This is a genomic window from Terriglobia bacterium (assembly GCA_020073085.1).
Lineage (GTDB): Bacteria > Acidobacteriota > Terriglobia > JAIQFV01 > JAIQFV01 > JAIQFV01.
The window spans coordinates 86,381-98,312 of the sequence record JAIQFV010000012.1 but is presented as its reverse complement, the minus strand read 5'-3'; the positions used below and the strand labels follow the sequence as shown (position 1 = coordinate 98,312).

Genomic DNA, 11,932 nt, shown 5'->3' with positions numbered 1-11,932 from the left:
GCTGAACTCCTGACCCCCTTGCTTTTCTTTCGTGTTAGAATCCTGCTTCTTCAACCCAAGATAGCTTTGTATCGAGGCATTCAGGATAAGTGATCACAAAATGCTGACCTGGTTCAAGACCTACCTCGAGTTCGCCCGTGTGGGCTTTGTGAACATCCTGGCGTACCGCCTCCGCTACTATACCGGGGTGATTACCTATCTCATCAATGTCACCGTGTATTACTTCATCTGGCGGGCGATCTTTCTCAACAGTGACCGCATCGAGGGATTCAACCTGAAACAGATGGTGACTTACATCTCCTTGGGCTGGATCATCCGGTCGTTCTATTTCAGCACGATCGACCAGGATATGGCCAACGACGTCATGGAGGGAAAAATCTCGATGACGCTTATCAAGCCCATCCATGTCCAGTGGTCCGTGATCGCCCAGTCACTCGGCGAGAGCTGCTTCCGCCTGTTCCTGCTCACCGCACCCGCCGCCGTGGTGATTTCGCTGGTTTTTCCGGTGAGCGGACCATCGAGCGGGGTCCACTTCGTCGCATTCTTCATTTCCACCGTGCTCTCCTTTTTTATTGTGGCCACGATCAATTTCATCTTCGGAACCTGTGCCATCCGGTTGAAGTCGATCCAGGGCCTGTTGCGGGCCAAGTATTTTCTTTTGGAATTGTTCTCGGGACTTTTAATTCCGATGTCGTTTTTCCCGCGCGGTTTCCAGCGAGTGCTGGCTTACCTCCCCTTCCAGCATATCAGCTTCACACCCGTGCTGATTTATCTGGGAAAAGTTCAGGGGGGAAAGATCTTTGAGATGCTGGCCATTCAGCTCTTCTGGGCCATTGTCATTTTCCTCCTCGGAGAGTGGTGGTGGGCCAGGTCGATTCGAAGACTCTCTATTCAAGGAGGGTGAGTGTGCGGACTTGAAATCCTCGAAGTAAACAGAGCCGGGTAAGAAGTGTCAGGTGTCAGGAAGGCAGTTGCCAGAGGGAACAAGCAGAAGCCGGAACCAAGATTCCCGAAGAAGCCTTAGGATCGTTAACTTTGGACTTTGGACTTTGAACTTGGAACTTGGAACTGGTTTTGGACCTTGGACCTTGGACTTTGAACTTTGAACTTTGAACTTGGAACTTTGAACTTTGAACTTTGAACTTTGAACTTGGAACTTTGAACTTGGAACTTTGAACTTGGAACTTTGAACTTGGAACTTTGAACTTGGAACTTTGAACTCTCATCCATGAAGCGCCATTTTATTTTGTTCATCAACTACTTTGCCCAATACGCCAAGGTCCGCATGGCGTACAAGGCGGATTTCTTTATCGCCATCGGCACTTCCTTCACGGCGACGCTGCTGGGATTTGGATTTGTACTGGTCCTCTTTTCAAAAATACCCAGTCTCAAAGGGTGGTCGTTTTACGAGCTGCTCTTCCTGTACGGATTTTCCCTGATTCCCCTCGGGCTCTTCAATGTATTGAGCTTAAACCTCTATCAGTTCGGGGAAACGTACATTATCCAGGGCAAATTTGACCGTATCCTGTTGCGGCCGATTCACTCCATGTTCCAAGTGCTCTTCGAGGCCTTTCGACTGGAATCTTCGCAGGAATCGGTGACTGGCCTGCTCGTCATCGGATACTGTTCACACAAGCTCCACCTGGAGTGGCATGCCACGGACTTGGCCCTGGGTTTCGTGATGGTGATTTGCGGGGCGGTAATTTATGTCTCGACTTTCCTTATTCTGACCACTGTTTCTTTTTTCTTTGAAGACAAGGTGGGGGTCGTCCCGCCAGTTTACAATATGCTGGCATTCGGCCGGTATCCTCTATCCATTTACAACGGGTTCCTCCAGTTTTTCCTGAGCTGGATTATCCCCTTTGCGTTTGCTTCGTTTTATCCCTCCGTGAGACTCCTCCGACGGAATGAATACGCGCAGTTCTACTATCTAATACCGGTCGTGGCAGCCATTTTTTTCGGGTTTGCCCTCGTCATGTGGCATGCAGGGGAAAGAAACTATAGCAGCACGGGTACGTAGTAAGGGGGAGCAGCATTCAACCGTCAGCGCTCGGCTACCAGCTATGGCCCACCGCGCTCCGTTATTGATGGGCGCGACCTAAATCCTGCTTTGGATGGGTTTTGGGCCTCGATAGCTATTCATTCAGCAGGCTCACAGCTGCGAACTGAGCGAAAATCGGTGACTACTGACAGCTGATGGCTGAAAGCTGACCGCTGATCGCTGATCGCTGATCGCTGAAAGCTGACCGCTGATCGCTGAAAGCTGACCGCTGCCCTTAAGGTCCCTTACTATGGATGACGAAAGAAGCCTGCTGGACTGGCTGCAGTGGCCGTTGCTGATCCTGATTGTAGCCACCCCCTTGCGATTTGCCCTGGAGGTTGCCGGGATCCCCAAGCAGGTCACGCAATTCTTCAGTTCTACAGTTTTTGTGTATATCCTCGCCATCTATCTCGGGGTGGCCATGGCGCGAGAAGTGGGAGGGCGATTTCACCGATTGCTGGGGGCGGGATTCGCATTGGGCTACGTCAACGGGTTCATGACCCTGATTGCGACACTGTTGAGCACCTACGCCTCTCTGGAGACTCATTATCGGCATCACAACCTCAACGTGAGTGATGCCCAGCATATCCTGATGCGGCACATTGTTCTGACACCGTTATACACATCCCTGGCTGCGTGTGTCGTCCTTTTGGTGGTTTATTACGTTGCCGGGAAGATTCGAGCAAGCCGAAAGCGGTCTCTGGATTCCACAGGAGACCCTGCTTAGTCCTCCGTGGTCATTTCCCATAGCTCCAGGAACCTATCAATGCCCATGACCATAGCCTGGTTTCCCCCTTCCGAACGGCCAGAGCGCCCCTCCGGGCGAAGGGGCCTTTCCAAACCGCGTCCCGGGTTTTTCCGGATCCGGGCCCTTTGCGGTCTCCTCCTGCTCCTGGGCCCTATTGCGAAAGCCCAGGAGGCAACGACCTTTTCTGAGCGGGCCCATGATCTGCCCAGGGCGGCGCGCGTTCTGATGACGGGCGCGCATCCCGATGACGAGAACAGTGCCCTGCTGGCCTATCTGTCGCAGGAGCAGTTTGTGCATTGCGCCTACCTCTCGGCGACGCGCGGAGAAGGGGGACAAAACCTCATCGGGCCCGAGCTGTTTGACAGCCTGGGAATCCTGCGGACCGAGGAAATGCTGGCGGCCCGTGGATATGACCACTGCCAACAGTTCTTCACTCGCGCCTACGACTTCGGATTCTCAAAAGACCCGAAGGAAGCCTTGGAGAAATGGGGGCGGGATGTGGTTTTGGGAGATATGGTTCGCGTCATCCGGCGTTACCAGCCGGACATCATCATCTCCGTCTGGCGAGGGACGGCGGAGGACGGACATGGACATCATCAGGCCATCGGAATTCTCACCCCGGAGGCGTTTCGTGCGGCGGCCGATCCCAACCGCTTTCCCGAGCAACTGACGCAAGGGCTGCATCCCTGGCAGGCTCAAAAACTCTATGTGACGGGGCGCGACCCACACGAGCCCGGCAGCTTTTCGCTCGACGTGGGACAATTCAGTCCACAGCTTGGTAAGTCGATGACTGAGATTGCGGCGATTGGCCGAAGCCAGCACCAGTCCCAGGGCCAGGGGGCAGAACAGCGAAAGGGCCGGCATCCGGTTTATCTCCGGCTGATCGCCTCTGCGAGTTCATCCGAACCCCCGGATCTCTCTTCTGGGTCTCAGCCATCGCAAACCCCGGCTGATCCCGCAATTGCTCAACAAGCCTTTCATCAGTTTATGCAGGCTCGAATGGCCGATTGGACTGCCCTGGCAGGAGGTGAGCTGGACCGGGTGCCGTTCCTCTCCCCCGGACTGAGCGCGATTGACTCCCTCGCCATGGAGATGGCCGGTCATGCCCCCGACGAGCACCCTTCCGCCAGCGTCCCTGCGTTGATCAAAGGGATTGAGGCACTCCGATCCTTGCGCCAGAGGGTTTTGTCGAGCGCGCTCAGTGAGGGTCGCCAGCTGGCGCTGGCAGAGCACTTGAGATCCAAAGAAGAGGACTTTACCGAGGCGCTCATCGCGGCGCTTGGGCTGAGCTTTGAAGTTCGTTCGGATCAGCCCTCGCTCACGCCGGGCTCCGGCGTCACGGTCACCGCAACGCTTTTGAATCGAAGCGATGTCCGCATTGAACCCGTGACCATTGAACCCGCGTCGGTTCGAGACTGGACCGTGAAGAAGACCTCGGGCGAACTGAAGCCGTTACGATACAACGAAAAAATGGAGTGGAAGTTTTCCGCCACCGCTTCCACGGCCGCACTGCCGACCGAAATGTACTGGCTGCGGCTGCCGCGGGAAGGGGATCGATACGCCGTCGCGAATCAGGCCCTCGTGGGACGCGCGGAAAATCCGCCCGAGATCCCTTTTGTGGCTGCCTTTCGCGTCGCTGATGATCCCTCCGGCGCCTCTTTTCAAGTGGTGCGGCCCGTCGAGTTCATGCAAGTGGACCCGCGCTACGGAGAACGGCGCGAGAGCTTCAAGGTGGTCCCGGTCCTTTCGGTATCGAGCCTGCCCGACGAGTTGATCATCGCGAGTCCGGCCCTGGCACAGTCGAAGACCGTTTTTGTGCGCCTCGAAAGTGAGGGCGCCGAAAAAGTCGATGGCGTGGTCAAACTGATTCTGCCCAGGGGATGGAGTTCATCGCCCATTACCACGGCCTTTTCGACGGCGGGAAAAGAGCAGGTGGTTTTGAAGAAGTTTGTGCTGCGCGTTCCTCCCCGCGCGTCCACGGGAGACTATCGCATACTGGCGGTGGCCACCGTGGGCAAAGAGAATTTCTCGCGGGGGTTTCAGAGGATCTCCTATCCCCACATCCGGGAGCAGAATTTTTATCGGCCCGCAGAAACCGTTGCCCATGTCACCCCGCTCAAACTTCCCCCGGGACTAAAGGTCGGGTACATCATGGGAACCGGCGATCGCATTCCGGAAGGGCTGGAACAGATGGGCGTCAGTGTCACGTTGCTCGATGATCAGGCCCTCGCCATCGGATCCCTCGACGGATTTGATGCGATCATCACCGGGATTCGGGCTTATGATGTGCGCCGCGATCTGGATCAAAACAACGGACGACTGCTGGACTACGTCAAAAAAGGCGGCACGCTGATTGTCCAGTACAACTCGGCGTCCTTTGGCCTGGACCCCGCTCGGGTCCCGCGCCTCGAAATGGATTCCCCGGATAGAGAGGAACAGATTTCCCAGAGGACGGCGTTGTTAAAGGAGCTCGAAGAATTCAAGGGGCCGCAGAGCGCAGAGAAGATAACGGCCTATACCGATCCGGTCCGCCAATTTGGCCCTTACCCCCTGCTGCGCTGGCAACGTGAGGAGGTCGTGCGGGAGAGATCCTCGGCCAGACATCCCGACCACGAAGCGGAGCCCCCCGCCGATGACCTTGCTCGCATCGTGGATGAGCGAGCGCCCGTCCACATCCTGGTTGCGAAGAATCCCGTCTTCTCCTCTCCTAATGCGATTACAGAAAAAGATTTCGAAGGCTGGGTGCAGGAACGCGGTCTCAATTTCATGAGGACCTGGGATGAACATTACACCCCATTGCTGGCCTCCCATGATCCCGGCGAGAAGGAGCAACTCGGGGGAATGCTTTACACCCGGTATGGAAGGGGGAACTTTGTGTACACCGGGTATTCCTGGTTTCGCCAGTTTCCCGCGGGGGTAAGTGGCGGGTACCGCATCTTTGCTAACCTCATTTCTCTTTCACGCGAACAAGCAGGAAAATAGGTTTGATGGAATGGGTGAACGGAGGATTAGCGAGGCTGAAAAGAATCCTCACAGGACTCGGGTTTTGAGACTCCGTTAATTGAAGGGTTATCGCGTGGGTTGGTCACCCTGATCGCTCGTCCTCGATAATCGAGCGGGGCCGGTGTCACTCCAGGCCCGTAAGGGCTGTCAGGTTGTAGCCTCGTTTGAGCCCCGCGCTTTTTCCTTTTGCGGGGCGAGGGGGGTATGCATGAGAGAAACCTTGAGAGCCCCGCTTGCGGGGCAAAACGAGGCCCGCAGTTCCAAGTATGCCGAACGCCCTATGTCATGCTTCGTACTCAGAAAGAGTCCGCCCGCTCTTGCGGAAAAGAAATCTTCCGAGGGCGTTCCCGCAGCTGGAAAAACCTCCAGGGTCCCGATATCGTTTCATGAATCCGACCGCTGGAGTTGGGCTCCACTCTTTCGTGAAACGAGAAGGGTGAAGGGAAGCGGCGAGAAAGCACTGCGGAGAGGGACATGCCAGTGAATTATTATAGGGTTCTCCGAAGATCCATTCGACAGATTCCTTCGCCCCGCAAGCGGGGCTTGGATGTCCTTGGGGAGACCGGCACCCCACCCTCGCCCCGCCCCGCAAAGAACGCGTAACGGAGCTTCAGGTGGGGCTATACTCTGACGGCCCTTCAGGCCTAAAGAGGAACTCAGGCGAGGCTATAATCGAGAGCCCTTTGGGTCGAAAGCAGCAAGACCCTTATTCGAAATGCATCCACTAATGCGAATCGAACCCCCTCCGACTTTGATCATGGCATTCAACTTCGGAATTCGGGTTAAGACAGCACGCCAGGTAACCGGCGGGTAAGCGATGGCAAGAAAGTCCTAAGCCCGGTCCACCGGGCTTCAATTTCATTAACTCCCGACAGGCAGTCCGTTCGGCTCAAAAGACACGCTGCTTCATGGCTACCTCCCCAAACACTTCGCCCGGGATGATCCGTGGCATCGGCTTGTGGCAGGCCACAACGCTGAACATGATCGACATGGTCGGCGTGGGGCCGTTCATCACGTTGCCGGCGATTCTGGCGGCCATGGGCGGCCCTCAGGCGATGCTGGGCTGGATTTTTGGCGCCCTGATTTCGATGTGTGACGGGCTGGTCTGGTCGGAATTCGGAGCGGCGCTGCCCGGGTCCGGGGGTTCATATCTCTACTTGCGCGAGGCGTACGGGCCCGACCGGTGGGGCCGCCTCATGTCGTTCCTGTTCATCTGGATGATCCTCTTCAGCGCTCCCCTGTCGGTGGCGTCGGGAGCAATTGGCTTTTCACAATACACCGCCTTCCTGTGGCAAGGCATGACACCGCTTGAAGGCAAACTCGTGGCGGTGGGTGTCGTGGTCCTCACCGTGGTCCTGTTGTACCGGAAGATCACCGCCATCGGAAAGCTTTCCATCCTGCTGTGGGGCGGCGTGATCTTGACGGTGGGGTGGATGGTGGTGGCAGGCCTGGGCCATTTCAATGCCCGGCAGGTTCTTGATTTTCCTCCCCAGGCCTTCCACCTGTCGAAGGAATTCTTTCTCGGACTGGCCCTCGCGTCCCGATTCGCGGTGTACGATTATTGGGGGTACTACAACATCTGCTTCCTGGGAGATGAGGTCCGCGATCCCGGCCGGACGATTCCGCGCGCCGTCCTGTTGTCGATTGCAGCGGTCGCGGCAATTTACTTATTGATGAACCTTTCCGTCATTAGCGTGATTCCCTGGAGGGAGGCGGTCGCACTGGTGGCGGATCCTAATCACGTGCACAATTTCATCGCTTCAATTTTTATGGAGCGACTTTACGGCCATCGCGCTGCCCAGGTCATTACGGTGCTGGTGATGTGGACGGCCTTTGCCTCCGTGTTCTCGCTGCTGCTGGGATATTCACGAATCCCCTATGCTGCTGCCGTGCGAGGTGATTTCTTCAAAGTTTTTGGCCGCCTCCACTCCCGCCATGCATTTCCCTACCTGTCGCTGATTTTTCTGGGGGCTGTCGCGGCCTTCTTCAGCTTAAAGAAACTCACGGACGTCATCTCAGCCCTGGTGATAATCCGGGTGGTGGTCCAATTTCTGAGCCAGACCCTCGGGATCATGATGTTCAGGCGCCGGAGGCCCGACTTGAAGCGGCCATTCCGGATGTGGCTTTATCCTATCCCTGCTGTCATTGCCCTGGGAGGATGGGTGTTTATTCTCTTCTCGCGGGCCAGCGAAATGCGGTTCGTTCTTTATGCCTTGATCATTACTGCGGCAGGCGCACTCATCTTTTTTCTTCGCGCGGCTCGCCGCCGGGAGTGGCCCTTTGAGGCCCGAGTTTGAGCTTTAGGCGGTAAGCACCAGAATTTGTGCGGGCATGGGCGGGAAAATTCATGATTAGGAGGCCAGGAATGCAGGGGGTCAAGAACCTTCAATCGGGAGAGAACGTGATGATCCCGCCGCCGCGGGCTGTCCATCGACGACCGATCCCCCGGTTTCCTGGTTTCCTAATAAAATCTGGTTTTGGTTTCGGCTCGTCCGGATTGGGAGGAGAAACGAAACATGTGCCCCTTATGCGGAACGCCTTGGACTCCGTTACGTTTTGAGTTCGCGGTTCGATAGAAACCCGCGTCGAACCCAGCAACTTTTGCAAATTATTACACTCTGTCGGCAGACACTCTGCTACAGTATGGAAGCCACTTCATGCAGACCGTGCTCGCAGGAAAAGCATCGCGCCTTCCGGTCGCGGTGCCCAGTTGGGTTGCCTTGTTTCAGTCGATTTTCCTTTTTACGGAATCATCAAGGGCTTCACGCCCGACATGAAATCTCTCGACAATTGGGAGGGAAAGAGCAATGCCTCAGAAGAACAAACCCCCGCGGGGGAAAAACAAGTTCATCCCCGCCTCGCTCAGCATGGTTGAGCCGAAGCTGCGCGACATCTATTACGAGTTTTACAAGGAAGCTTACCGGCCCAGTTCCCTGGATTTCAAGACCAAGGAACTGATCTCGATCGCCGCTTCACTGCTGGCTCGATGCGAGGGCTGTCTCGACGGCCACGTGAAGAAGGCCCTTCAGAGTGGAGCGACCAAACACGAGATCAGCGATGCCATTGCCATTGCGATCGGGATCAATGCGGCCGCCGTCATCGACCAGACCGACCGGCTGGCTGTCCGGTTGGAGCTGAACCACTTTGAAGGGCTTCGCCACGGAGGCGGGCCGGCGGTGGAGCACAAGTCATAAGGTTTTCGACATGAAATGGGTACGGCCTGATGATCTCAAGCCCGGAGAAGATTGGAATGGGACTTGGGACATTCGAAAAAGGGCGGATGGTTGGGGGGTTACCTCTCTCAAGATCTTGTTTAGACGGGTGGCGCACCTGTGTTCCTGGCCTGAGTGCGATCTTCGTTGTGCTGTTGGAAACCTCCCCCGCCCGGGAAGCACCATCAAAAAGACTCCCGGGGTCCAGCAATACGAAAGGTGTCTATTCCAAGAAACTGCGGCCGGGAGAATCGTCACACTCGGAGTTCACGAAGTGCGTCCCCGGGCGCGGATGCGGTTTGTTTAATCCATGAGCAAGAAAACTCAATGGGCAGTGATGGTGAATCTCTTCCTGCTCCTCTTTCTCGGGCTGGTTGACAACCAGCTCATCTCGCCGCTGCTTCCTCTCATTCAAAAATCCTTTCACGTGGATGTGACCGTGGTCGGAACGCTCGTCGTGGCTTACTCGGTGGCGGCGGCCTTGAGCTCGCTGGTTTCGGGGGCCCTGTCGGATCATTACGGACGGAGGGTTTTTCTCATCGGCTCGGCCCTGGCATTTGCGGTATTTTCGCTGCTCATCCACTGGGTCGCCTCTTTTGGCATACTGCTTGTATTGCGTTTCCTGGTGGGGCTCTGCGCCGGGGCGATCTCGACCTGCACGATTGCACTCGCGAGCGATATTTTTCCTTACGAAATTCGAGGCCGGGCCATCGGGACGATCTCTTCGGCCTACTTTGCGGCTTTAATCCTGGGGGTTCCACTGGGATCGCTGGCGGCCGATCAGTTTGAATGGCGCACGATTTTTCCGGGAATCGCCGTGATTGCCCTGGTGGTCGCCATTTCGAACTGGATTTATCTGCCCGCACGGAAAATGGAGTTTAGGGCCGGCGAAACGGATGCGGAATTCCTTCAGACGCGGATCAAGTCTTTTGGGACCTTTCTTTCCCGGCGCGATCTGCTGGCCGCCGTAGTCATGGCATTTTTTGTGTCCGGGGGGATCGTGGGCTTGATCACCTACGTCGGGGTGTGGCTGCACACCACCTTCCAGGTGCCGGTGCGATTGATCGGCATCATCTTTCTCCTGAGCGGGGTCGTGTCCTTCATCGGGGCGCCCCTGGGTGGAATCCTGGCCGACCGTTGGGGCAAACGCCGCGTCTCGATCGCCAGCAATGTCCTGCTGGCGCTCTCGATGATGCTGGTGCCTCTGCTTCACTGGGGGGTGCTGCTCTTTGTGGTGTTCGGGTTCTTGAGTTTGAGTGCCGCGTTCCGGCAGGGGCCCATCACCGCCCTCATCAGTGAGCTGGTGGAGGAACGTGAGCGGGGTTCGTTCATCGCCCTTCGAAACATTTTTTCACAGCTCGGGATCGCGATCTCAGCCTTCCTGGGAGGCGTTCTTTACGTGCGATGGGGATACTCGGGTGTTGCCGCCTTGTGCACGATCTTTACACTTGTGGTGGTGTGGCTGCTCGCCCGTTACCTCCAGGAACCGAATTCGGTCGCAGCGGATTCAGCGTCCTCACTCATCGGCGTGCCGAGAGGATCCCATTAGTGATTCATCAGCCAGCATTATGCTCATCCCGGCACGAAGATGGTTAGGAAGCCAGCAACTCAGGGGATGAAAACGCCGGATCTTAAGTCCATTGTGCTTTCTGGACAAGCGACGGATTGGTTGCCTGCCTCCTCAACTCCTGGTTTCCTAATAAATTAAGATTTTGGTTTCGGGTTGTCTGGGAAGGAAATTCATGGTTGAATCAAGAAGTCAACATTCCATTTTCATCCGTGGAGAGTTCATTGGCAGAGAAACCCAGGAAGCGCTGGAAGAGAATCCTCAAGTGGTCTTTGATTGGTCTCACCGGGGCGGTGGCCTTCTTCTTCCTCGTCTACGTCCCCTATTTTCTTGCCAACGTGGTGACCCACCGCCGATACCATTATCCTGACAAGGACGATGGTCAGACGCCCGCCACCTATCACGTTGACTACCGCCCGATTGAGTTCACCTCCTCGGATGGCATTCCGCTCAAGGGATGGTTCGTCCCAGCCGAGCACGCCAGGGGAACGTTTATCTTTGTACACGGCCTGAATCGGACCCGGGTGGAACTGTTGCGGGAGGCGATGTTTGTGCACCGGTTGGGTTACAACGGCCTTCTCTTTGATCTCCGCCATTCCGGCGCGAGCGGGGGGACCGTGACTTCCATGGGGTATTACGAGCGGTTGGACGTGGAGGCCGCGGTGACGCAAGCCACAGGGCTCGATCCTCAGGCCAGGCCTGTCATGGTCTGGGGGGTCTCCATGGGTGCGGCCGCGGCGTTGATGGCGGCCAAAGAAACGCCGGCCATTGATGGAGTGATTTGCGACAGCACGTTTCTCACGCTTCGCGACACCGCCTACCACCATTTGAAGCTCTTTCTCCACATTCCCCGCTTTCCGATCCCCATGACGGCGATCTGGCTGGTTGAGCGTTTCGCGCATTTTGATGCGGACGCCCTGGACCTCGAGGAGGCGGTGCATCAGATTGGCGACCGCCCGATCCTCTTTGTATCGGGAGGCGCCGACAACCGGATGCCCCCCAGCATCGCGCTCGGGCTGTTTCATCAGGCCAGGGAAGGGTACAAGATGTTCCTTGAAGTGCCGCGCGCCCGCCACGGTGAAGCCTTCCGGACCGATCCCCCGCTTTATGAAAATGCCGTGACCGAGTTCCTGAATCAATCTCAGCAGGATGGCTCCGCCGGGGGAAGGTAGCCCGGATTCGCGGCGGATTTGTGGCGGGGCATTTAACCCGGATTCCGAAGTTGAAGGCCATGATTCCATGATTAATGTCTAAGGAAGATTCGATTCCCATGAGTGGATGCTTTTCGAGCGAGGCTTTTGTCCCTTTAGGCCCGAAGGGCTGTCAGATTGTAGCCCCACCTGAAGCTCCGTCCCGCGTTT

8 protein-coding genes are annotated in these 11,932 nt (G+C 56.5%); all 8 read left to right on the top strand.

The features are described 5' to 3' along the window. Positions 1-100 precede the first annotated feature (100 nt). The 8 genes from LAO21_13900 (at position 101) to LAO21_13865 (ending at position 11,743) form a co-directional block, all read left to right on the top strand. Positions 101-904, top strand: coding sequence for an ABC-2 family transporter protein (locus LAO21_13900; protein ID MBZ5553812.1), 804 nt, complete (start codon positions 101-103; stop codon positions 902-904). 324 nt (positions 905-1,228) lie between these two features. Beyond that, complete coding sequence (locus LAO21_13895; GenBank protein MBZ5553811.1) at positions 1,229-2,020, top strand: ABC-2 family transporter protein; 792 nt, start codon at positions 1,229-1,231, stop codon at positions 2,018-2,020. A gap of 271 nt (positions 2,021-2,291) precedes the next feature. Next, complete coding sequence (locus tag LAO21_13890) at positions 2,292-2,768, top strand: hypothetical protein (GenBank protein ID MBZ5553810.1); 477 nt, start codon at positions 2,292-2,294, stop codon at positions 2,766-2,768. Between the two features lie 39 nt (positions 2,769-2,807). Continuing rightward, a complete protein-coding gene (locus tag LAO21_13885; GenBank protein MBZ5553809.1) occupies positions 2,808-5,771 on the top strand; it encodes a PIG-L family deacetylase in 2,964 nt (987 codons plus the stop codon). A gap of 929 nt (positions 5,772-6,700) precedes the next feature. After that, complete coding sequence (locus LAO21_13880; GenBank protein MBZ5553808.1) at positions 6,701-8,089, top strand: APC family permease; 1,389 nt, start codon at positions 6,701-6,703, stop codon at positions 8,087-8,089. Between the two features lie 510 nt (positions 8,090-8,599). Continuing rightward, positions 8,600-8,986 (top strand): carboxymuconolactone decarboxylase family protein, encoded by a 387-nt coding sequence (locus LAO21_13875; GenBank protein ID MBZ5553807.1) that lies wholly within the window; start codon positions 8,600-8,602, stop codon positions 8,984-8,986. Between the two features lie 328 nt (positions 8,987-9,314). Further along, positions 9,315-10,553 carry an MFS transporter gene (locus tag LAO21_13870; protein ID MBZ5553806.1) on the top strand — a complete coding sequence of 413 codons (1,239 nt, stop codon included), beginning with the start codon at positions 9,315-9,317 and terminating at the stop codon, positions 10,551-10,553. Positions 10,554-10,795: 242 nt separating this feature from the next. Further along, positions 10,796-11,743: an alpha/beta hydrolase gene (locus LAO21_13865; protein MBZ5553805.1), complete on the top strand. Its 948-nt coding sequence runs from the start codon at positions 10,796-10,798 to the stop codon at positions 11,741-11,743. Positions 11,744-11,932 lie beyond the last annotated feature (189 nt).